General features: G+C 72.4%; 17 protein-coding genes. 15 read left to right on the forward strand and 2 right to left on the reverse strand.

Going from position 1 to position 21,995, the window contains the following annotated elements; all coding sequences use genetic code 11:
* Window positions 1-20 precede the first annotated feature (20 nt).
* Together ACZ6Y1_RS27275 and ACZ6Y1_RS27280 are read left to right on the forward strand one after the other, a co-directional pair.
* Window positions 21-1,604, forward strand: coding sequence for an APC family permease (locus ACZ6Y1_RS27275; RefSeq protein WP_469635155.1), 1,584 nt, complete (start codon window positions 21-23; stop codon window positions 1,602-1,604).
* Window positions 1,605-1,616: 12 nt separating this feature from the next.
* Complete coding sequence (locus ACZ6Y1_RS27280; protein WP_469635158.1) at window positions 1,617-3,248, forward strand: flavin monoamine oxidase family protein; 1,632 nt, start codon at window positions 1,617-1,619, stop codon at window positions 3,246-3,248.
* A 15-nt stretch (window positions 3,249-3,263) separates the two neighbouring features.
* Here ACZ6Y1_RS27280 and ACZ6Y1_RS27285 read toward each other — a convergent pair whose 3' ends face one another.
* Complete coding sequence (locus ACZ6Y1_RS27285) at window positions 3,264-4,646, reverse strand: FAD-binding oxidoreductase (protein WP_469635161.1); 1,383 nt, start codon at window positions 4,644-4,646, stop codon at window positions 3,264-3,266.
* 103 nt (window positions 4,647-4,749) lie between these two features.
* Window positions 4,750-6,555: a glycoside hydrolase family 15 protein gene (locus ACZ6Y1_RS27290; protein ID WP_469635164.1), complete on the reverse strand. Its 1,806-nt coding sequence runs from the start codon at window positions 6,553-6,555 to the stop codon at window positions 4,750-4,752.
* Between the two features lie 461 nt (window positions 6,556-7,016).
* On the opposite strand from ACZ6Y1_RS27290, the gene ACZ6Y1_RS27295 reads away from it, so the two are divergent.
* The 13 genes from ACZ6Y1_RS27295 to ACZ6Y1_RS27355 all read left to right on the forward strand — a co-directional run bounded on the left by ACZ6Y1_RS27295 (window position 7,017) and on the right by ACZ6Y1_RS27355 (window position 21,994).
* On the forward strand, window positions 7,017-8,669 hold the full coding sequence (locus tag ACZ6Y1_RS27295) for a CTP synthase (protein ID WP_469635169.1): 1,653 nt from the start codon (window positions 7,017-7,019) through the stop codon (window positions 8,667-8,669).
* Window positions 8,670-8,751: 82 nt separating this feature from the next.
* Window positions 8,752-9,384 (forward strand): NUDIX domain-containing protein, encoded by a 633-nt coding sequence (locus tag ACZ6Y1_RS27300; RefSeq protein ID WP_469635174.1) that lies wholly within the window; start codon window positions 8,752-8,754, stop codon window positions 9,382-9,384.
* A 407-nt stretch (window positions 9,385-9,791) separates the two neighbouring features.
* Entirely contained in the window at window positions 9,792-11,759 is a 1,968-nt protein-coding gene (locus ACZ6Y1_RS27305) for a tetratricopeptide repeat protein (RefSeq protein WP_469635177.1), read from the forward strand.
* A gap of 152 nt (window positions 11,760-11,911) precedes the next feature.
* On the forward strand, window positions 11,912-13,027 hold the full coding sequence (gene ald / locus ACZ6Y1_RS27310) for an alanine dehydrogenase (protein WP_469635180.1): 1,116 nt from the start codon (window positions 11,912-11,914) through the stop codon (window positions 13,025-13,027).
* A gap of 368 nt (window positions 13,028-13,395) precedes the next feature.
* A complete protein-coding gene (locus ACZ6Y1_RS27315) occupies window positions 13,396-14,514 on the forward strand; it encodes a ParA family protein (protein ID WP_469635183.1) in 1,119 nt (372 codons plus the stop codon).
* On the forward strand, window positions 14,499-15,020 hold the full coding sequence (locus tag ACZ6Y1_RS27320) for a hypothetical protein (protein WP_469635189.1): 522 nt from the start codon (window positions 14,499-14,501) through the stop codon (window positions 15,018-15,020). Before ACZ6Y1_RS27315 ends, ACZ6Y1_RS27320 begins: the two co-directional genes overlap by 16 nt.
* 238 nt (window positions 15,021-15,258) lie before the next feature.
* Window positions 15,259-16,479 (forward strand): segregation and condensation protein A, encoded by a 1,221-nt coding sequence (locus ACZ6Y1_RS27325; protein WP_469635192.1) that lies wholly within the window; start codon window positions 15,259-15,261, stop codon window positions 16,477-16,479.
* On the forward strand, window positions 16,476-17,108 hold the full coding sequence (gene scpB, locus ACZ6Y1_RS27330) for an SMC-Scp complex subunit ScpB (protein WP_469635195.1): 633 nt from the start codon (window positions 16,476-16,478) through the stop codon (window positions 17,106-17,108). The genes ACZ6Y1_RS27325 and scpB overlap by 4 nt, the downstream gene beginning before the upstream one ends.
* Window positions 17,108-18,451 carry a pseudouridine synthase gene (locus ACZ6Y1_RS27335; protein WP_469635198.1) on the forward strand — a complete coding sequence of 448 codons (1,344 nt, stop codon included), beginning with the start codon at window positions 17,108-17,110 and terminating at the stop codon, window positions 18,449-18,451. The genes scpB and ACZ6Y1_RS27335 overlap by 1 nt, the downstream gene beginning before the upstream one ends.
* Before the next feature lie 126 nt (window positions 18,452-18,577).
* Window positions 18,578-19,174, forward strand: coding sequence for a nicotinamide riboside transporter PnuC (gene pnuC, locus ACZ6Y1_RS27340; protein WP_469635201.1), 597 nt, complete (start codon window positions 18,578-18,580; stop codon window positions 19,172-19,174).
* Complete coding sequence (locus ACZ6Y1_RS27345; RefSeq protein WP_469635204.1) at window positions 19,171-20,250, forward strand: AAA family ATPase; 1,080 nt, start codon at window positions 19,171-19,173, stop codon at window positions 20,248-20,250. The genes pnuC and ACZ6Y1_RS27345 overlap by 4 nt, the downstream gene beginning before the upstream one ends.
* On the forward strand, window positions 20,247-20,987 hold the full coding sequence (locus tag ACZ6Y1_RS27350; protein ID WP_469635208.1) for an NUDIX hydrolase: 741 nt from the start codon (window positions 20,247-20,249) through the stop codon (window positions 20,985-20,987). The genes ACZ6Y1_RS27345 and ACZ6Y1_RS27350 overlap by 4 nt, the downstream gene beginning before the upstream one ends.
* Window positions 20,984-21,994: an ADP-ribosylglycohydrolase family protein gene (locus ACZ6Y1_RS27355; RefSeq protein ID WP_469635211.1), complete on the forward strand. Its 1,011-nt coding sequence runs from the start codon at window positions 20,984-20,986 to the stop codon at window positions 21,992-21,994. Before ACZ6Y1_RS27350 ends, ACZ6Y1_RS27355 begins: the two co-directional genes overlap by 4 nt.
* Window position 21,995: the final 1 nt, after the last annotated feature.

Raw genomic sequence — 21,995 nt, forward strand, 5'->3', positions numbered from 1 at the left:
CGACACAGGAAGAGGAGCCCATGAGCACAGGCACGACCAGCGGGTCATCCCAGACGCCCGCGGCCCCACAGGTGCAGCGACTCAAGGCCAACTCGGTCGGCCTCGTCGGCGTCGTCTTCATGGCCGTCGCGACGGCCGCCCCCATCACGGCCATGACGGGCAACCTCCCCATCGCCGTCGGCTTCGGCAACGGCACCGGCGCCCCGGCCGGATACCTCTTCGCCACCCTCGTCCTGACCGTCTTCGCGGTCGGCTACGTGGCCATGGCCAAGCGGATCACCGCCGCGGGGGCCTTCTACGGATACATCTCCCACGGCCTCGGCCGGATCGCCGGCATGGCCTCCGGCATGCTCGCCGTCCTCGCCTACATCGTCTTCGAGGCCTCGATCGTCGGAGTCTTCTCCTACTTCGCGAAGACCACCGTCCACGACCAGCTGGGCGTCGACCTCCCCTGGATCGTCTACGCGGCCGCCATGCTGGCCGTCACCGCCGCCCTCGCGCACTTCGACATCAACCTCACCGCCAAGGCCCTCGGCGTGATGCTCGTCGCGGAGATCGCCGTGCTCTTCGCCGTGGCCACCGCCGTGCTGATCGCGGGCGGCGGACCGGAGGGGATCCCGCTCGAGCCCGTCAACCCGAAGAACGCCTTCACCGGCACCTCCGCCGGCCTCGGCCTCTTCTTCGCCTTCTGGTCCTGGGTCGGCTTCGAGTCCACCGCCATGTACGGCGAGGAGTCCCGCGACCCCAAGCGGGTCATCCCCAAGGCCACCCTCATCTCCGTCGTCGGCGTCGGCCTCTTCTACATCTACGTCTCCTGGATGACCATCGCGGGCAACGGCCTGGCCAAGTCCGTCGAGCTGTCCGCCTCCGCCAGCCCCCTCGACCTCTTCTTCGCCCCCACCCAGAGCTTCATCGGCGCCTGGGCCGTCGACGCCTTCCAGTGGCTGCTGCTCACCGGCTCCTTCGCCTGCGGCATGGCCTTCCACCAGTGCGCCGCCCGCTACCTCTACGCCATCGGCCGCGAGGGCTTCCTGTCGCCGAAGCTCGGCCACACCCACCCCGAGCACGGCTCTCCGTACATCGCCTCGGTCGTGCAGACCGCCATCGCCACCGCGCTCGTCGCCGGCTTCTGGCTCACCGGCCAGGACCCGTACCTGCACCTCTACACGCTGCTCGCGATCCTCGGCACGATGGCGATCCTGATCGTCCAGACGCTGTGCTCCTTCGCCGTCATCGGCTACTTCCGCAAGAACCACCCGGAGGACCGGCACTGGTTCAAGACCTTCACCGCTCCGCTGCTCGGCGGCATCGGGATGACCGCCGTCGTGGTCCTGCTCGTCCTCAACATGGAGACCGCGGCCGGCAGCGCCGCCGGATCGGTCTTCTTCAAGCTGATCCCGTGGATCGTCGGCGCCGTCTTCCTCGGCGGCCTCGGCCTCGGCCTCTGGCTCAAGGCGAAGGCCCCCGCGCGCTACGAGATCATCGGCCGGATCGTCCTGGAGGACGCCGCCGAGCGGCCCGCCGACACCGAGGGCCAGCCGGCCCCGACCGTCCTTCCCGGGCAGGGCGCCGCCCCGTCCGGCTCCACCGCCGCGAACCTCTGAGGAGCCGCCGCCATGGCCCGTACACCCCTCATGCACGCCCTGCGCCGGCTCGCCGCCGAGCACGCCGCGGCCACCCGCCTCGGCATGCCCGCCGCCGAGGTCCGCGGGTCCACCCGCCGCGAACTCCTCGGCCGGGCGGCCGCCCTCGGCCTCGGCACCGCCCTCGCCGGCTCCGTGGCCGGTGCCGCGCACGCCGCCGAGACCGTCCCCGCCAAGAAGCCCGTAGGCCCGGCCCGCGTCGCCGTCGTCGGCGCCGGCATCTCCGGTCTGACCGCCGCCCTCACCCTCAAGGACGCGGGCGTCGACTGCACCCTGTACGAGGCCAACCCGAGCCGCGTCGGGGGCCGGATGTGGACCCAGCGCGGCCACTGGGCCTACGGGCAGACCTCCGAGATCGGCGGCGAGCTGATCGACACCAGCCACAAGAAGATCCTCGAGCTCTGTCGCCGCTTCAACCTGGCCACCGAGGACTTCCTGGGCGGCGGCCCGAACGGGGCCGAGGAGGTCCTCTGGTTCAACGGCGAGTACTACTCCCGCACCCAGGCCGACGAGGACTTCAAGGCCGTCTACCAGGCCCTGCACCGGGACCTCTCGGAAGCCGGCGAGGTCTCCTGGAACACCACCACCGCCGCCGGCACCGCCCTCGACAACATGACCCTGTACGAGTGGATCGAGACCCGTGTCCCCGGCGGCCACGGCTCGCAGCTCGGCCGCTTCATCGACGTGGCCTACAACGTCGAGTACGGCGCCGACACCACCGCCCAGTCCGCCCTCGCCCTCGTCCTGCTGATGGGCTACCAGCCCAACCCGGGCAACTTCAACGTCTGGGGCCTGTCCAACGAGCGGTACCACATCACCGGCGGCAACGACCGGCTGCCGAACGCCATCGCCGCCGCCCTGCCCGCCGGGTCGATCGTGATGGGCCGCGAACTGGTCGCCGTACGGGCCAACGCCGACGGCACCCAGACGCTGACCTTCAACGACTCCGGGGCCGTGCGCACCGCCGTCGCCGACCACACCATCCTGTGCGTGCCGCTGCCGATCCTCCAGCGCATCGACACCTCGCAGGCCGGCTTCGACCCGCTCATGCGCAACCTGCTGCGCGACGCGCGCATGGGCTACTGCACCAAGCTCAACATGCAGTTCACCGCCCGCCCCTGGCGCGGCACCGGCCCCTGGCCCGGAGTCTCCGCGGGCGACTGCTTCACCGACTCCGAGGTCCAGCAGACCTGGGACACCACCAAGGTGCAGCCCGGCACCGGAGGCATCCTGCTCCAGTACGGCGGCGGCAGCCTCGCCGGGTCGCTCACCCCCGCGAGCCCCTTCGCCACCGAGGCCGACCCCTACGTGAAGGCGCTCGCCGGGCGCATGCTGACCGGCATCGACGCCTTCTACCCGGGCACCAAGGCCGTCTGGACCGGCAAGGCGCAGCTCTCAGCCTGGCACCGCAACCCGTACTCGCTCGGCGCGTACTCCTACTGGCCCACCGGCTACCTGCACCGCTACGCCAAGTACGAGGGCACCGCGCAGGGCAACATCCACATCGGCGGCGAGCACTGCAGCTACGACTTCCAGGGCTTCATGGAAGGCGGCGCCACCGAGGGCGAGCGGGCGGCGCGGGAGGTGATCGCCGCCCTGAGCTGACCCCGGGCGCGGGCCTCAGGCCGGCCGGATGTTGTGGTTGAAGCGGAAGACGTTGTCCGGGTCGTAGCGCCGCTTCAACTCCGCCAGCCGCGCCAGGTTCTTCTCGCCGAGGCCCGCGACCACCCGGTCCGAGCCCTCGTCGCCCGTGAAGTTGAGGTAGACCGCGCCGGTGCTCCACGGCTGGGCATCGGCGCGGACGTCCTTCACCCACTGCCGGCACCGCTCGTCGTCGGCCTCGTCCTCCCAGACACCGAACGGGTGCACCGCCCAGGGCGCGCTCCGGAAGGGCAGCGGGTAGTCGTCCGGCGCCTCCGCGATCGCACCGCCCTGCGGCCAGACCACGTGCTGGGTGCCCGTCGGCACCGGCATCGAGTCGGCGCGCGCGCAGAACACGTCCACGAACACGTCGGGCAGGCCCGTGAGGTACTCGGCCGACCAGTAGTTCCGCATCCCCGGCGGGTCGTCCAGCATGCACTGCAGCTCGGCGTAGGGGATGTCCATGACCATCTCCACCTCGTGCGGGATCCCCAGCAGCGGCGCGGCCAGCTCGCGCAGCTCCTCCTCGGGACCCGTGTACGTCACCAGCGCGCCGCACAGCAGCAGCCCCACCAGGTGCGGCGGCACGAACTCCTCGGGCGGGCCGGTCAGGTAGATCACCCCCCCGCCCGCGTCGGGCGGTCCGGCCTCGATGACGTCCCGGAACGTACGGACCACCTCGGGCCCGCGTTCCGGCAGGAACAGCAGGAACGCGATCGACATGCGGGGCAGCTCGTGCAGCCGCAGGGTCAGCGAGGTCGCGATGCCGAAGTTCCCGCCGCCGCCGTGCAGCCCCCAGAACAGCTCCGGGTGCTCCTGCGCGGTCGCGTGGACGAGCTCGCCGTCGGCGGTGACCAGCTCCGCGCCCAGCAGGTTGTCAGCCGCCAGCCCGAACTTCCGGTCCAGCCAGCCGGTGCCGCCGCCCAGGACGAAGCCGCCGACCCCCGTGGTGGAGACCCGGCCGCCGGTGGTCGCCAGCGCGAACGGCTCGCAGGCCCGGTCCAGGTGGCTCATCGTGGCCCCGCCGCCGATGTGCGCCGCCCGCGCCGCCGGATGGACCGTCACCCCGTGCATCCGGCGCAGGTCCACGACCAGCCCGCCGTCGTTCAGGGCCGTCCCGGCCACGCTGTGACCGCCACCGCGCACCGCGATCTTCAGGTCCAGGTCCCTGGCGAACCGCACGGCCGTCACGACGTCCGCCGTGCTCTCGCACTGGGCGATCACGGCGGGCCTGCGGTCGATCATCGCGTTGAAGACCGTACGGACCTCGTCGTACCCCGGATCGTCCTGGGTGAACACGTCGCCGGACAGGTCCTCGCGGAGCGCGGCCAGGGCCGCCCCCGCCTTCGAGAGGGGAGCCATGGCTGCCCCCTTCCTTCCCCGGAGGGCGGGCATGGGACCCCTCCAGCGTAGGCGGGGACGATCACCCCGGCACGGCGGGAAACCGGCCGGCCCGGTCACGGCACTAGCCCCCGTACGCCCCGCTCGCCGTCAGGCGCAGCGCGGTGTCGATCAGCGGGACGTGGCTGAAGGCCTGCGGGAAGTTGCCGACCTGCCGCTGGAGCCGCGGGTCCCACTCCTCCGCCAGCAGGCCCAGGTCGTTGCGGAGCGACAGCAGCTTCTCGAAGAGCCGGCGCGCCTCGTCCACCCGCCCGATCATCGCCAGGTCGTCGGCCATCCAGAACGAGCACGCCAGGAAGGCCCCTTCGTCGCCCTCCAGGCCGTCCACGCCGGCCTCCTCGCCCGCCGTCGGGTAGCGCAGGATGAAACCGTCGGGCGTGGACAGCTCGCGCTGGATCGCCTCGATGGTCCCGATGACCCGCTTGTCGTCCGGCGGGAGGAAGCCCATCTGCGGGATCAGCAGCAGCGAGGCGTCCAGCTCCTGCGAGCCGTACGACTGGGTGAAGGTGTTGCGCTCCTTGTCGTAGCCCTTCTCGCACACGTCCTGGTGGATCTCGTCGCGCAGCTCGCGCCAGCGCTCCAGCGGACCGTCCGCGTCCCCGCTCTCGATCAGCTTGATCGTCCGGTCGACGGCCACCCAGGCCATCACCTTCGAGTGCACGAAGTGCCGGCGCGGGCCGCGCACCTCCCAGATGCCCTCGTCCGGCTGGTCCCAGTGGGTCTCCAGGTAGCGGATCAGCTTCAGCTGGAGCAGCGAGGCGTAGTCGCTGCGCGCCAGCCCGGTCATGTGGCCCAGGTGCAGGGCCTCGGTGACCTCGCCGTACACGTCGAGCTGGAGCTGCCCGGCGGCGCCGTTGCCGACGCGGACCGGGCGCGAGCCCTCGTAACCGGGAAGCCAGTCCAGCTCGGTCTCGCCGAGCTCCCGCTCGCCCGCGATCCCGTACATGATCTGCAGGTTCTCCGGGTCCCCGGCGACCGCGCGCAGCAGCCACTCGCGCCAGGCGCGGGCCTCCTCGCGGTAGCCGGTGCGCAGCAGCGAGGAGAGGGTGATGGCCGCGTCGCGCAGCCAGGTGTAGCGGTAGTCCCAGTTGCGGACGCCGCCGATCTCCTCCGGCAGCGAGGTGGTCGGCGCGGCCACGATGCCGCCCGTGGGGCCGTAGGTGAGGGCCTTGAGGGTGATCAGGGAACGGACCACCGCTTCCCGGTAGGGCCCGTGGTACGTGCACTGGTCGACCCAGTCGCGCCAGAACTCGATGGTCGACTCCAGCGCCGCCCCGGGGTCCGGGAGCTCGGGCGCGCCCTTGTGCGAGGGCTGCCAGCTGATGCTGAACGCCACCCGCTCGCCGGGCCGCACCGTGAAGTCGGAGTAGGTCGTCAGGTCCTTGCCGTAGGTCTGCGTGTCGGTGTCCAGCCAGACCGAGTCGGGGCCGGCCACGGCCACGGTGCGCCCGTCGACCTTGTGCACCCAGGGCACGACCCGCCCGTAGCTGAAACGCATGCGCAGCGCGGAGCGCATCGGGACGCGCCCGGTGACCCCCTCGACGATGCGGATCAGCTGGGGCGCGTGGTCCTCGCGGGGCGGCATGAAGTCGGTCACCCGGACCGTGCCGCGCGGCGTGTCCCACTCCGACTCCAGGACGAGCGACTCACCGCGGTAGCGGCGGCGGGTGGCCCGCGGGGCCTCGGCGCCGGGCGGGACGGCCGGGCCGATGCGCCAGAAGCCGTGATCCTCGGTGCCGAGAATGCTCGCGAACACGGCGTGGGAGTCGAACCGGGGCAGGCACAGCCAATCCACTGCCCCGTCCCGGCAGACCAGCGCCGCGGTCTGCATGTCCCCGATCAGTGCGTAATCCTCGATGCGCCCGGACACGTTGCATCTCCAGTCGAACGGCCACGTCCGCCCCGAAGGGCGCTTGCATTGCGCGGTTGCGCGGTCTCCTGTGTGCAGGGATCCCCGCATTGAGCCCATGATTCCGCATAGCGGCTCGGTTAGGCCGTCTGACGGACTGCTCGGCGGCGATGTTGTGCGATATCCGAGCAGGATATGACGGCACCCTAGTGATCCCCTTAAGCGGCCGAAGAATGGCGCTCGGCCAAACGGGTGAGCTGCGGATATGTCCCCCGGCCGGTTCCAGGGGAGCGGTCGGACCGTGTGGCCGGAGGCGGACCGCCCACGGCGCTGATAGGCTGGTACCCCGTGGACCGGTGGTCTGCCTGTGCGAATCAGGAGCCCCGAAACCGCAGCTTCGGCGCCCCCTGAGACCCTCCGGATCGACGGTGGCCGGCGCCGGACGCACCTCACTTCGCGACCACGGGAGCCCCCTCTTGGCGATGCCGCCCAAATCTCTGACGACCAAGCACATCTTCGTCACCGGGGGTGTCGCTTCCTCCCTCGGCAAGGGCCTCACGGCCTCCAGCCTGGGTGCGCTGCTCAAGGCGCGGGGTCTTCGGGTCACGATGCAGAAGCTCGACCCGTACCTGAACGTCGACCCGGGCACGATGAACCCGTTCCAGCACGGCGAGGTGTTCGTCACCAACGACGGCGCCGAGACCGACCTGGACATCGGCCACTACGAGCGCTTCCTCGACGTCGACCTCGACGGCTCGGCCAACGTCACCACCGGCCAGGTCTACAACACGGTCATCGCCAAGGAGCGCCGCGGCGAGTACCTCGGTGACACCGTGCAGGTCATCCCGCACATCACCAACGAGATCAAGCACCGCATCCGCCGCATGGCGACCGAGGACGTCGACGTCGTCATCACCGAGGTCGGCGGCACCGTCGGCGACATCGAGTCGCTGCCGTTCCTGGAGACCGTCCGCCAGGTCCGCCACGAGGTCGGCCGCGACAACGTCTTCGTCGTGCACATCTCGCTGCTGCCCTACATCGGCCCCTCCGGCGAGCTGAAGACCAAGCCGACCCAGCACTCGGTCGCGGCCCTGCGCAACATCGGCATCCAGCCCGACGCGATCGTGCTGCGCGCCGACCGCGACGTCCCCACCTCCATCAAGCGCAAGATCTCGCTGATGTGCGACGTGGACGAGGCGGCCGTCGTCGCGGCCATCGACGCCAAGTCGATCTACGACATCCCGAAGGTCCTGCACACCGAGGGCCTCGACGCCTACGTCGTGCGCAAGCTCGACCTGCCCTTCCGCGACGTCGACTGGACGGTGTGGGAGGACCTGCTGGACCGCGTCCACAACCCTGACCACGAGGTCAAGGTCGCGCTCGTCGGCAAGTACATCGACCTGCCCGACGCCTACCTGTCGGTGACCGAGGCGCTGCGCGCCGGCGGCTTCGCCAACAAGGCCCGCGTCCAGATCAAGTGGGTCACCTCCGACGACTGCAAGACCCCGGCGGGCGCCGCCGAGGTCCTCGCCGACGTGGACGCCATCTGCGTGCCCGGCGGCTTCGGCGACCGCGGTGTCAACGGCAAGGTCGGCGCGATCACCTACGCCCGCGAGAACAAGGTCCCGCTGCTCGGCCTGTGCCTGGGCCTGCAGTGCGTGGTCATCGAGGCGGCGCGGAACCTGGCGGGCATCGAGGACGCGAACTCCACCGAGTTCGACCCCTCCACCGCCAACCCGGTCATCTCCACGATGGAGGAGCAGCTGGCCTTCGTCGAGGGCGCGGGCGACCTGGGCGGCACCATGCGTCTGGGCATGTACCCGGCGAAGCTCGCCGAGGGCTCCATCGTGCGCGAGGTCTACGGCGACCAGGCGTACGTGGACGAGCGCCACCGCCACCGCTACGAGGTGAACAACGCCTACCGCGGCGAGCTGGAGAAGAAGGCGGGCATCGTCTTCTCCGGCACCTCCCCGGACAACAAGCTCGTCGAGTACGTCGAGTACCCGCGCGAGGTGCACCCCTACCTGGTGGCCACCCAGGCCCACCCGGAGCTGCGCTCGCGCCCGACCCGCCCCCACCCGCTGTTCGCGGGCCTGGTCAAGGCGGCCGTGGAGCGCCAGCAGGCCGCGAAGTAGGTCCGGCGACCGCATAACGTAGACAGCCGGGGTACGGATCTTCCGTACCCCGGCTGTCGCGTGTTGTGGAGGGCTTCGGGGAATGAACATCAAGGACACGTCGGAATCCTGGGAGACGGTGTCGAGCACGCGGCCCTTCCAGGGCGCCAAGACGGCCGTCGACTCCGACGAGGTGCGGATGCCGGACGGGTCGGTCGCCCGCCGCGACTACCAGGTGCACCCCGGATCGGTGTGCGTGCTGGCCCTGGACGAGGACGGGCGGGTCCTCGTCCTGAGCCAGTACCGGCACCCGGTGCGGCGGCGGCTGTGGGAGCTGCCGGCCGGGCTGCTCGACGTACAGGGGGAGAACCCGCTGCACGGGGCGCAGCGCGAGCTCCGCGAGGAGGCCCACGTCAAGGCGGGGGACTGGCGGGTGCTCGCCGACTTCTACGCCTCCCCGGGCGGCTCCGACGAGGCCGTCCGGGTCTTCCTGGCGCGGGACGTCTCCGAGGCGGAGGGGGAGCGGTACGCGGAGGCGGGGTCGGAGGAGGCCGACATGGTGGTGACCTGGGTCCCCCTGACCGACCTGGTCCGGGGCGTCCTGGCGGGCGAGCTGGGCAACCCCGGGCTGGTCACGGGAGTCCTGGCCCTCTCCGCCGCGCTCGCCGCGGGGAGCGGCCTGGACGCCCTCCGCCCGGCCGACGCCCCCTGGCCGGCCCGCCCGTACGAGGCGTAGCCCGCCGGGCGCGGCGCCGTTGCCGGGGGCACTGCCCCCGGACCCCCGGTCCTCAAACGCCGGACGGGCTGGTTTGCCTCCGCCGTCGTTCGAGGCGCGGGCGCGGCAGCGCACGTACGGGGTCCGGGGCGGAGCCCCGGGGAACGGTGGAAGGGCGGGTAGGGGACGGCTCCGCGCAGCGGCACCCGCCCGGCGGCGCGCACCCGGCCCGCCATGAGGCAGCCGGCACCGGCATGCGGCCCCAGGCGCGGGCTCGTGGCGCGGCCGCGCGAAGGCCCGGGCCGCGAAAAGAAGAACATCGGCTGATCCGATCAGGCGATATGACCGCCGCGCTCCACACGAGTCGTCGCTCTGCGTGAACTACGCTCGGGATCCCCGAAGGCAGGGGCAGGGAGAGGAGCGGATCCGTGGCGGATTTCGTCGGGCGGCGGCGCGAGCTCAAGGAGCTGCGCGAGGACATCGCACGGACCGGGCTCGACACACTGTCCGGCCGCAAGGCGAAGGCCCCCCGCGCCCGGGTGCTGCTCGTCGCCGGGCGCCCCGGATCCGGGCGGACCGCGCTCGCCGAGGCGTTCGTGCGCGAGGTGGCCGAGGAGTACCCCGACGGGGTCCTGCGCACCCGGCTCACCGCACCCGGAGGCGAGACCGTGGCCACCGAGCGCGCCGTACGGGGCCTCCTGGAGGCGCTGGGCCACCGCACTCCCCCCGGCGCCGGGGAGGACGAACTCAGCTCCGCCCTGCGCACCGCGCTCGACGGCCGCCGCGTGATCATCCTGGTCGACGACGCCGCGGACCCGCACCAGGTCGACGCCCTGCTCCCGGACACCCCCGAGTGCCTCGTCGTCGTCACCGCGGAGGGCCCGCTCACCGGGATCCCCGATGTGCGGCCCTGCACCCTCGGCGGGCTCGACACGCCCTCCGCCGTGCGGATGCTCGTCCACCGCATCGGCGACACCCGGGTCACCGCCGACCCCCGCGCCGCCGAATCCCTCGCCGAGGAGTGCGGGGGCCAGCCCGCCGCGCTCGTCCTCGTCGGCGGCTGGCTCGCCGCGCGCCCCAAGGCCTCCGTCGCCGACGTGGCCAAGCAGCTCCACGACATGCCGGCCAGCACGGGCGGGCCGCTCGCCCGGTGCTTCCGCCTCGTCTACGAGAGCCTGCCGCAGCCCGCGCAGCGGACCCTGCGGCTGCTGCCGCTGGCCCCCGCCGGGATCATCGACTCGCACACCGCCTCCGCCCTCGCCGGATGCTCCGTGGCCGCCGCCCAGTCGACGCTCGACGACTTCGCCGCGCTGGGTCTCGTACGCCCGGCCGCCGACGGGCTGTTCCTCCTGCCCGGCTGCCTCGCGCCGCTGCTCCAGGCCCTGCTTGAGGCCAAGGAGCGCCCGGCGGAGGTGCAGCTGGCCCGGGCGCGGATGCTGGAGCGGACCGTACGGCTGCTGCACTCCTGCCGGGCCATGGCGGGAGGGGAGGAGGAGGACGGGCTGCGGGAGGCGCTGGAAGGGCTGCCGCGCGCGCTGCGGTTCCCCGACCGGCGGGCCGCCGCCACCTGGCTGGACACCCGGCTGCCCGCGCTGTCCGCCGCCGCGTCCCTGGCGGTGGCCGACGGGGAGCTGGACACCCTGGCGCGGCGGCTGGTCGCGGGCCTCGTACGGGCGCTCGCGGAGCACCGGGGGACCGCCGAGGCCGCCCCCGAGCTGTACGGGCTGCACCGCCTGGTCCTGGACGTGGCGGAGCGCCGCGGTCTGCACCGGGAGCAGGCCGCCGCCCTGCTGAACCTGGCCGATCTGGACGCCGGCACCGGCCGGACCCGGGAGGCCCTGGAGCGCTACCGGGCCGCCCTGGACGCGGGAAAGGCGGCGAACGACCCCTACGCGACCGGCCGCGCGATGGAATCCGTAGGCGGCGCCCATCAGGAGCTGGCGGACTGGCACCGGGCCGCCGACTGGTTCGGCCGGGCCCTGTCCCACGCCCTCGCGCGGGGGGAGCGGGCGGACGAGGCGCGGCTGTACGGGCGGCTCGGGAACGTGCACACCTACGCGGGCCGCTACGGGGAGGCACTGCGCAGCTGGCGGGCGGCCGCCGCCGGGTACCGGAAGCTGGCCGATGTGCCGGGCCAGGCAAAGGCGTTGAGCGAGATGGCGCGGGTCCAGGAGTACGCCGGCCGGCCCGAGGAATCGCTGCACACCTGCCGCGAGGCGGTGGAGCTCGCGCGCCGTGCCGGGGACCAGCGGCTTCAGGCCGCGCTGCAGGTCAGACTGGCCGACACGCTGGACAGGCTGGGCGACCCGGCAGCTGCCAGGCTGCACCGGGCCGCGGCCGACAGATTGCTGGGCGACGACCCCGCAGCCTGCGAAATCCGCAGTGGATCCGACTGAGATTATTTGTTTGCAAGGCTAGACACGCGACAATCCTTCAATAAACTGGGTTCACCACGTCATCCGTGGTGCATCCCGTTGCGCGTTCTTGTGGGCGGGTATGTATGGAAGTGCCCCGTTCAATCCCCCTGAGTCAAGGACCGTGATCGACGATGAAGGTCGGCATCCCCCGCGAGGTCAAGAACAACGAGTTCCGCGTGGCCATCACCCCCGCCGGTGTCCACGAGCTCGTCCGTAACGGCCACCAGGTCTTCGTCGAGCAGAACGCCGGTGTGGGCTCCTCGATCACGGACGCCGAGTACGTCGCCGCCGGCGCCGAGATCCTCGGCACCGCCGACGAGGTCTGGGCCACGGCCGACCTGCTGCTGAAGGTCAAGGAGCCCATTGCGGAGGAGTACCACCGCCTCCGCAAGGACCAGACCCTCTTCACCTACCTGCACCTGGCGGCCTCCCGCGAGTGCACGGACGCCCTGCTGCAGTCCGGCACCACCGCCATCGCGTACGAGACGGTCGAGCTCGCCAACCGCGCGCTGCCGCTGCTCGCCCCGATGTCCGAGGTCGCGGGCCGCCTGGCCCCGCAGGTCGGCGCCTACCACCTGATGCGCTCGGCCGGCGGCCGCGGCGTGCTCCCCGGCGGCGTCCCCGGCACCCACGCCGGCGAGTGCGTGGTCATCGGCGGCGGCGTCTCCGGCTGGAACGCCGCGCAGATCGCCATCGGCATGGGCTTCCACGTGACCCTGCTCGACAAGGACATCAACAAGCTCCGCGAGGCCGACAAGATCTTCGGCACGAAGATCAAGACGATCGTCTCCAACGCCTACGAGCTGGAGAAGGCCGTCGTCGAGGCCGACCTCGTCATCGGCGCGGTGCTGATCCCGGGTGCGAAGGCCCCGAAGCTGGTCACCAACGAGCTCGTCGCCAAGATGAAGCCCGGAAGTGTCCTTGTCGACATTGCGATCGACCAGGGCGGCTGCTTCGAGGACTCCCGTCCGACCACCCACGCCGAGCCGACCTTCCAGGTCCACAACTCGGTCTTCTACTGTGTCGCGAACATGCCGGGTGCGGTCCCGAACACCTCCACCTACGCGCTGACGAACGCCACGCTGCCCTACATCGTGCAGCTCGCGAACCTCGGCTGGGCCGAGGCGCTGCGCCGTGACCCCGCGCTCGCGCTGGGCCTCAACACCCATGACGGCCAGGTCGTTTACGGCCCCGTCGCCGAGGCCCACGGTCTCGAGACCCTTGAGCTGAGCACGCTGCTCGGCTGAGCCGTCAACGACTGACGTCAATCTCACGTATCCGGCCGGACCTTGCCCGCAAGGTCCGGCCGGACGCGTTTGCGAGGAACCCGCGCGCCCGGCTCAACTCGCCTCGAACGTAACCCTTTAACCCTTTCGCACACCCGCGAAACTTCGCGGCGACAGTCCGTGCGCCCTTGACAGAGTGGTGTTCGGTTGCCGACACATCGTGCCGGGTCCGACGGATTGTGTTGCCGCTGAGCGGTGACACGCCATAGAGTCGCCAACCGTCGGCATGGTGCCACGCTGACCTATCGATAAGTGTCCTGGTCACGTCCGAGGAGGTAAGACGACTTGTGAATGAGTCGACATTTGCTCCTGGGGGTGGTCGAGCGGGTATGCCCGCGCGGGGCGAAGGCCCTGCCGGTCTCGAGGCTGTCGGCTCCGTCGCAGTACGCACCTTCGCAAACCACCAGCACCTGACGACGCCCCAAAAGAGCATGGACGGCCTAGACGTGAACTCCACGGCCGGCGACCACGGTGGCGATACGCCCATTGGTTTCGCCGACTACGACCAGGTGCCCGAGGGGCACTTCTACGACCCCGACGCGGAGTACGAACCGGACCCCGAGTACGCGGCCACCCTCGCCCCCGACGCTGCCCGTCAGCGCCGTGAGCGGATCGGCCCGACCGGACGCCCCCTGCCGTACTTCCCGATCCCGGGTCCGCTGACCGACCACGGTCCGGCGAAGATCATCGCGATGTGCAACCAGAAGGGCGGCGTGGGCAAGACCACGTCGACCATCAACCTGGGTGCGGCGCTCGCCGAGTACGGGCGCCGTGTGCTGCTGGTCGACTTCGACCCGCAGGGCGCGCTGTCGGTGGGCCTCGGCGTGAACCCGATGGAACTCGACCTGACGGTCTACAACCTGCTCATGGAGCGGGGCATGTCGGCCGACGAGGTGCTGCTCAAGACGGCGGTCCCCAACATGGACCTGCTGCCGAGCAACATCGACCTGTCCGCTGCGGAAGTGCAGTTGGTCAGCGAGGTCGCGCGCGAGTCGACCCTCCAGCGGGCCCTGAAGCCCCTGATGGCCGACTACGACTACATCGTGATCGACTGTCAGCCCTCGCTCGGCCTGCTGACCGTGAACGCCCTGACGGCGGCTCACAAGGTCATCGTCCCGCTGGAATGCGAGTTCTTCGCGCTGCGAGGTGTCGCGCTCCTCACGGAGACCATCGAGAAGGTGCAGGAGCGGCTCAACCCGGAGCTGGAGCTCGACGGCATCCTCGCCACGATGTACGACTCCCGTACGGTGCACAGCCGCGAGGTGCTCGCGCGCGTGGTCGAGGCCTTCGACGACCACGTCTACCACACGGTCATCGGCCGGACGGTGCGCTTCCCGGAGACCACGGTCGCCGGTGAGCCGATCACCACCTACGCCTCCAACTCCGTCGGCGCCGCCGCCTACCGCCAGCTGGCCAGGGAGGTGCTCGCCCGGTGTCACGCCGAGTGAGTCTGCCCGGAGCCGACGAACTGTTCCGCACGACGGGAGGGATGGCCCTCCAGTCGTCCTCGCCGAGGCGGGGGGCCGACGAGGCGTCGGGCGCGGCGGGCGAACACTCGGCCGCCTCGGTGGAGGGCGGCTCGTCGGGGGAGGGCCGCAGCCGGGAGGCTGAGGCCGGTACGGAACCGGTGGTGGGCGCGCCGCGGCGGTCGCAGGAAGGTTCTGTCACCAGGACCGGCCCCGCGGGGGCGACGACCGCCGGCCGCGGCAAGGGCCAGGGCCGGGGTGCGAACCGGCGGCCCAGCGGGCGGGAGCGGCACGACGAGAAGATCACGGTCTACGTCTCCGCCGAGGAACTCATGGACCTGGAGCACGCCCGTCTGGTGCTCCGCGGGGAGCACGGCCTGGCGGTCGACCGCGGCCGCATCGTCCGCGAGGCGGTGGCGGTGGTCCTGGCGGACCTCGAATCCCGCGGCGACGCGAGCATCCTGGTCCGCCGCCTCCGAGGCCGCTGACCCGCCTGCGGCGCGCCCATCCGCCGTCGTGATGCACCGGGAGGCCCGGCACCCCTGTGGGTGCCGGGCCTCCCGGCTTCCCGGGGCCGGACGGTGGCGCCGGCCGGGGCCGGAGGGGGCCGCCCGGCGGACTGGAACGTGGCGCGGCGTCCGGGATCCGGTGGGCGACTAGGCTGCTCGTGGCCGCGGGGGCGCCCCCCGGCCGTACGCCGTTCCTCCGCGCCACCCCTGGACCCCGATGCCCCTCCCCGCCGAACCCGGCCGCCCGACCCGCCGTGCGCTGGGCCGGGGGCCCGGTGTGCCGGGAGAGGCCCAGGAGGGCCCTGAAGGGGGCACTGAGCGGCCGGCGGCGTCCGACGGGGCGGCGGAGCAGCAGCCCGTCCCCGAGGCCCCTGCGGGGCGTGGGGCGGGTCTGCCGCCGGCGGACGGCGTCCCGGACGCCGAACGCGTAGCGGCCCCCGACGGCGGGGCTTCCGCGGGGCACGGGGCCGGCCGGTCCGTACCGCCGCGAGGGGGCGAGACCGGGGAGGAGGGCCGGTCCGGTGTTCCGTCGCCCGACGGCGAGGCCGCCGCGGGGCCGGAGGCCGGGGGGCCGGCTCGGGACGCCGACCGGCCCGCGGCGCCGCCCGACGGCGAGGCGTCCGGGGTGTCCGCCACGGGCGACGGCCGGTTCACCCTGCGGCTCGACAACTTCGAGGGGCCGTTCGATCTGCTGCTGCAGTTGATCTCCCGGCACAAGCTCGACGTCACCGAGGTCGCCCTCTCCCAGGTCACCGACGAGTTCATGGCCCACATCCGGGCCATGGGGCCCGACTGGGACCTCGACCAGACCACCGAGTTCCTCGTCGTCGCCGCCACCCTCCTCGACCTCAAGGCCGCCCGGCTGCTGCCCGTCGCCGAAGTGGAGGACGAGGCCGACCTCGCCCTCCTGGAGGCGCGGGACCTGCTCTTCGCGCGGCTGCTCCAGTACCGGGCGTACAAGAAGATCGCCGAGATCTTCGAGGGCCGCGCCGAGGCCGAGGGCAAGCGCTACCCGCGGACCGTCGGGCTGGAGGCCCACCACGCCGACCTCCTCCCCGAGGTCGTCATCTCCATCGGCGCGGACGGGCTCGCCCGGCTCGCCGTCAAGGCCATGCAGCCGAGGGCCAGGCCCCAGGTCTACGTGGACCACATCCACGCCCCGCTCGTCAGCGTGCGCGAGCAGGCCGGGCTCGTGGTGCGGATGCTGAAGGCGCGGGGCGAGGCCACCTTCCAGGAGCTCACCGAGGACACCGACGACACCCTCACCGTCGTCGCCCGCTTCCTGGCCCTCCTGGAGCTCTACCGGGAGAAGGCGGTGGTCCTCGACCAGGAGGAGGCCCTGGACACCCTCACCGTGCGCTGGAGCGGCGGGGACGGCGCGGGCGTGCCGGCCGTGACCGACGAGTTCGACCGGATCATCGAGGAGGCGAAGGATTGAGCAGCGAGACGAGTGCCGTGGCCGGGCTGGAGATCAAGCCCGCGCTGGAGGCCGTCCTCATGGTCGTGGACGAGCCCGCGACCGAGGCGCACCTCGCCAAAGTGCTGGAGCGCACCCCCCGCGAGGTGGCGGACGCGCTGCGTGAGCTCGCCGACGAGTACACCGTGCAACGGCGCGGCTTCGAGCTGAGGCTGGTGGCCGGCGGGTGGCGGTTCTACAGCCGGGCGGAGTACGCGCCGGCCGTCGAGGGCTTCGTACTGGAGGGCCAGACGGCCCGGCTCACCCAGGCGGCACTGGAGACCCTGGCGGTCGTCGCGTACCGCCAGCCGGTGAGCCGCTCGCGGGTCTCGGCGGTCCGCGGAGTCAACTGCGACGGCGTCATGCGGACCCTCCTCCAGCGCGGTCTGGTGGAGGAGGCGGGCACGGAACCCGAAACAGGTGCGATCCTGTACAGGACGACGAACTACTTTCTGGAGCGGATGGGCCTGCGCGGCCTGGACGAGCTCCCGGAGCTCGCGCCCTTCCTCCCCGAGGCGGACGCGATCGAAGCCGAGACGCAAGAAGGTGTGCCGTCGTTCGATCCGGACGCACCGGACACCGATGAAGACGACAAGACGACGGAACTTTGATGCGAAGCAGCGGCAACGGCAACGGTGGCGGCAACAGGAACAGCGGCGGCGGCGCCGGAGGCGGGCGCGGTAACTCCCGCGGCGGCTCCTCCAGCGGCGGCGGTGGCTTCCGCGGGAGCGGCTCCGGCGGTGGCGGCCGGGGCGGCAGCTCCGGCGGATCCCGCGGCGGATCCTCCGGCGGTGGCTACCGCGGTGGCAGCTCGGGCGGCTCCCGCGGTGGCAGCTCGGGCGGCTCGCGCGGTGGCTACCAGGGCGGTGGCTACCAGGGCGGCGGCTCCGACTCCCGTGACCGCGACCAGCCGGCCCCCCGCATCCGCAACCCGCGCCCCGAGGAGCGCCGCTACGACGTGGGCCCCGAGGGCGAGCGCAGCGGCCGCAGCGGCCCGAAGGCCGGTGGCGGCGGCGCCCGTGGTGCGGCCGCGCGCGGTGGCGCCAAGGGCGGTCCCCGCACCGGTTCCAGGACCCCCGGCATCGGCGGGGCGGGCGGCCCGCGCAGCGGTCCCGGCAGCCGCAGCGGCCAGTCCCGCCCGCGCGAGCTGGACGCGCGGATCGAGGAGCGCGTGCGCGACCGGTACGCCGACAAGCCCGTGATCAGGACCCCGAAGACCTTCCCGGGTGCCGAGCAGGAGGGTGAGCGTCTCCAGAAGGTCCTCGCGCGCGCCGGCATGGGTTCGCGCCGCGCCTGCGAGGAGCTCATCGAGCAGGCCCGCGTCGAGGTCAACGGCGAGATCGTCACCGAGCAGGGCAAGCGCGTCCAGCCGAAGGACGAGATCAAGGTGGACGGCCTGACCGTCGCCACCCAGTCGTACCTGTTCTTCGCGCTGAACAAGCCCGCCGGCGTCGTCTCCACGATGGAGGACCCGGACGGCCGCCAGTGCCTCGGCGACTACGTCACCAACCGTGAGACGCGTCTCTTCCACGTCGGCCGGCTCGACACCGAGACCGAGGGCATCATCCTGCTCACCAACCACGGCGAGCTGGCCCACCGCCTGACGCACCCGAAGTACGGCGTGCAGAAGACGTACGTGGCCGCGATCACCGGCAACCTGCCGCGTGACATCGGCAAGCGCCTCAAGGACGGCATCGAGCTGGAGGACGGGTACGCCCGCGCCGACAACTTCCGCGTCGTCGACCAGGTCGGCAAGAACTACCTGGTCGAGGTGACCCTCCACGAGGGCCGCAAGCACATCGTGCGCCGCATGCTGTCCGAGGCGGGCTTCCCCGTCGACAAGCTCGTCCGGACCGCCTTCGGGCCGATCGAGCTCGGCGACCAGAAGTCCGGCTGGCTGCGCCGCCTGACCAACACCGAGGTCGGCATGCTGATGCGCGAGGTCGGTCTGTAGTCCCGCTCCTCCCGGCAGATCCTGAAAAGCCCGCGGTGCCCTTCGGCGCCGCGGGCTTTTCCCTTGTCCCGGACCGCCCTCCCTGTTTATAGTCAACCTGACTATTAAAGGGAGTGAGGGATCGTCATGAGCTGGACCGAGGTACTCGGGTTCGCCACTGGTGCCCTGTGCGTCTGGCTCGTGGCCCGCCAGCACGTCGCCAACTGGCCCATCGGCATCGCCAACAACGTCTTCTTCATCGTCCTGTTCGCCCAGGCCGGCCTCTACGCCGACGCCGGGCTGCAGGTCGTCTTCATCGCCCTCGCCGCGTACGGCTGGTGGTCCTGGACCCACGGGGGTGGACCAGGAACCGCCGAGGCCCTGCCGGTGCGCCGCACCACGCGCACCGAATGGGTCTGGCTGGCCGCGGCGGGGGCGGTGGGGGTCCTCGCCCTCACCCTCCTGCTGAGCCGGGTCACGGACTCCACCGTGCCCTTCTGGGACGCCCTGACCACCGGGCTCTCGCTCGCGGCCACCTACGGCCAGTGCCGCAAGCTCGTCGAGTCCTGGTGGCTGTGGATCGCCGCCGACCTCGTCTACATCCCGCTCTACGCCTACAAGGGGCTCTACCTCACCGCGGGCCTCTACGTCGGCTTCCTCGCGCTCTGCGTGGCCGGCCTGGCCGGCTGGCGGCGGGACCTCCCCGGGCGGGAGCCCCGTACGGCCCTGGGGGCGACGGCATGAGGCGCTACGCCCACGGCCTGGTGCTCGGCAAGTTCTACCCGCCGCACGCCGGCCACCACCACCTGGTGCGCACCGCCCAGGACCGCTGCGACCGGCTGACCGTCCTGGTGTGCGCGGCCTCCGTGGAATCCGTCCCGCTCGCCGACCGGGTCGCCTGGATGCGCGAGGAGCACCCCGGCGCGGACGTCGTCGGCGCCGTCGACGACATCCCTGTCGACCTGACGGACCCCGCGGTCTGGGAGGCGCACATGGCGATCTTCCGGGAAGCGGTCGGCCGGCCCGTCGACGCCGTCTTCACCTCCGAGGAGTACGGGACCGAACTCGCGCGCCGGTTCGGCGCCGAGGAGGTCTGCGTGGACCCCGCCCGGACCCTGTTCCCGGTCTCCGGGACGGCCGTCCGGGCCGACCCCGCGGGCTGCTGGGACTTCCTCGGCCCGGCCGTACGGGCCGCCCTGGCCCGGCGGGTCGTCGTCCTGGGCGCCGAGTCCACGGGCACGACGACCCTGTCCCGGGCGCTCGCGGCGCACTACCGGGCGCGCGGCGGGGTATGGGCCGCGACGGGCTGGGTCGCCGAGTACGGGCGCCGGTACAGCGAGGAGAAACTGGCGGCGGCCCGCGCCGCCGACCCGGCGGCCACCTGGGAGGACATCACCTTCGCCTCGCGGGAGTTCCCGGTCATCGCCCGGCGGCAGGACGCGGAGGAGGAGAGGGCGGCCCGGCAGGGCTCGCCGGTGCTGATCTGCGACACCGACTCCTTCGCCACCGGCATCTGGCACGAGCGCTACGTCGGCGGACGCAACGAGGAGGTCGAGAAGACCGCCGCCCTCACCCGGCGCGACCTGTACCTGCTGACGGACGACGCGGACGTGCCCTTCGAGGACGACGGGCTGCGCGACGGCCCGCACCTTCGGCCCTGGATGACCGGACGGTTCCGGGAGGAACTGGAGCGCACCGGCAGGCGCTTCCTCGTCGTGCGGGGCAGCCGCGAGGAACGGCTGGCAGCCGCGGTGGCGGCCGTCGACGAGCTGCTCGCCGAGGGCTGGCACTTCGCCGACCCCCTGCCGGAGAACCGATGAGTGGCGCGCCGCCCGCGGGCTACGACCCGTACGCCTTCTCGCCGTTCGCGGTGACCGTCGACCTCGCGGTGTTCACCGTACGGGCCGGGCTCCTGCACGTGCTGCTCATCCGGCGCGGCCAGGAGCCCTACGAGGGGGCCTGGGCGCTGCCCGGCGGTTTCGTCCTGCCCCGGGAGTCCGCCGAGACCGCCGCCCGCCGCGAACTGGCCGAGGAGACCGGCCTCGCGGAGCCCCTGGTCGCCGCCCTCCACCTGGAACAGCTGCGCACCTACAGCGAACCGGACCGCGATCCCCGGATGCGGGTCGTCTCGGTGGCCTTCACGGCCCTGGTCCCGGACCTGCCCGAGCCGGCACCGGAGGGCGGCGGCGACGCGGCACACGCCCGCTGGGTGCCCGTGGGAGAGGTCGAGGAACCGGCCTTCGACCACGCGGTGATCCTCGGTGACGCCTGCGAGCGGATCCGCTCGAAGCTGGAGTACACCTGCCTGGCCACCGCCTTCTGCCCGCCCGAATTCACCCTCGGGGAGCTCCAGGCCGTCTACGAGACGGTCTGGGACACCACCCTCGACCGCCCCAACTTCCGCCGCAAGGTGCTCGCCACGCCCGGGTTCGTCGAGGCGGTGCCCGGCGCCGCCCGGCTGACCGGCGGGCGCGGGAAACCGGCCGCCCTCTACAAGGCCGGCCCCGCCACCGCCCTCCACCCCCCGCTGCTCCGACCCGAAGGAACCACGCGATGACCGAACGAGCCGCGACCGGCGCCCTGCTCGGGCTGGCCCTGGGCGACGCCCTCGGCTTCCCCACCGAGTTCAACGACGTGCCGTCGATCCTCGCCAAGACCGGCCCCTGGCGGGAGATGGCGCTGCCCCGCCCGGCGATCGTCACGGACGACACCCAGATGACCCTCGCCCTGGCCCGCGGCATACGCACCGCCGCCGAGCGGGGCCGGGTCGGCCCGCTGCGCCTCGCCCGCCCGGTCCGCGAGGAGTTCGTCGACTGGTACCACTCGCCGGAGAACAGCCGCGCCCCCGGCCGCACCTGCATGGTGGCCTGCTCGCTGCTGAACGACCCGGAGCGGGACTGGCGGGACGCCAGCCAGACCGGCTCCAAGGGCTGCGGCGCGAACATGAGGGTGGCGCCGGTCGGGCTGGTGCCCGGCTGGACGGAGGAGGAACGGGCCGGCGCGGCCCAGCTCCAGTCGGCCCTCACCCACGGCCACCCGACCGCGCTCGCCGCCTCCGACCTCACGGCCCGTGCGGTCCACCTGCTGGCCGCCGGCACCGAGGTGACGGGCCTGGTCGGGCTGCTGCGCTCGTACGCCCTGGAGAACCGCACCCGCTACCACGAGCGCTGGCTCGGCGACCTGTGGATGCGGACCGCCTCCGACGCCTCGCCGGAGTCCTTCATCGCCCGCGGCTGGGACGAGTGCCTCACGGTCCTGGACCGGCTGGCCGCCGCCCTGCGCAGCCCGTCGCCGGAAACGGACCCCTGCCTGACCACGGGCGACGGCTGGATCGCCGAGGAGGCCCTCGCGACCGCCCTCCAGTGCTTCCTGCTCTTCCCCGACGAGCCCCTCCTGGCCCTGCGCCGCGCGGCCTGCACCAAGGGCGACTCGGACTCCCTCGCCTGCCTCGCCGGGGCCTTCGCGGGAGCCCACCTCGGCGCGGACGTCTGGCCCCGCGACTGGGAGGGCCGCATCGAGTACCGGGACGAACTCCTGGCCTTCGGCGCCCTCTGGGATGCTTGAT

This window comes from Streptomyces sp. NPDC053432, assembly GCF_055585365.1.

Bases quoted from the DNA above. Each gene is read 5' to 3' on its own strand.
- ACZ6Y1_RS27275 (WP_469635155.1), top strand. From the start codon at position 21: ATGAGCACAGGCACGACCAGCGGGTCATCCCAGACGCCCGCGGCCCCA.
- ACZ6Y1_RS27280 (WP_469635158.1), top strand. From the start codon at position 1,617: ATGGCCCGTACACCCCTCATGCACGCCCTGCGCCGGCTCGCCGCCGAG.
- ACZ6Y1_RS27285 (WP_469635161.1), bottom strand. From the start codon at position 4,646: ATGGCTCCCCTCTCGAAGGCGGGGGCGGCCCTGGCCGCGCTCCGCGAG.
- ACZ6Y1_RS27295 (WP_469635169.1), top strand. From the start codon at position 7,017: ATGCCGCCCAAATCTCTGACGACCAAGCACATCTTCGTCACCGGGGGT.
- ACZ6Y1_RS27300 (WP_469635174.1), top strand. From the start codon at position 8,752: ATGAACATCAAGGACACGTCGGAATCCTGGGAGACGGTGTCGAGCACG.
- ald (WP_469635180.1), top strand. From the start codon at position 11,912: ATGAAGGTCGGCATCCCCCGCGAGGTCAAGAACAACGAGTTCCGCGTG.
- ACZ6Y1_RS27315 (WP_469635183.1), top strand. From the start codon at position 13,396: ATGCCCGCGCGGGGCGAAGGCCCTGCCGGTCTCGAGGCTGTCGGCTCC.
- ACZ6Y1_RS27325 (WP_469635192.1), top strand. From the start codon at position 15,259: ATGCCCCTCCCCGCCGAACCCGGCCGCCCGACCCGCCGTGCGCTGGGC.
- ACZ6Y1_RS27335 (WP_469635198.1), top strand. From the start codon at position 17,108: ATGCGAAGCAGCGGCAACGGCAACGGTGGCGGCAACAGGAACAGCGGC.
- pnuC (WP_469635201.1), top strand. From the start codon at position 18,578: ATGAGCTGGACCGAGGTACTCGGGTTCGCCACTGGTGCCCTGTGCGTC.
- ACZ6Y1_RS27345 (WP_469635204.1), top strand. From the start codon at position 19,171: ATGAGGCGCTACGCCCACGGCCTGGTGCTCGGCAAGTTCTACCCGCCG.
- ACZ6Y1_RS27350 (WP_469635208.1), top strand. From the start codon at position 20,247: ATGAGTGGCGCGCCGCCCGCGGGCTACGACCCGTACGCCTTCTCGCCG.
- ACZ6Y1_RS27355 (WP_469635211.1), top strand. From the start codon at position 20,984: ATGACCGAACGAGCCGCGACCGGCGCCCTGCTCGGGCTGGCCCTGGGC.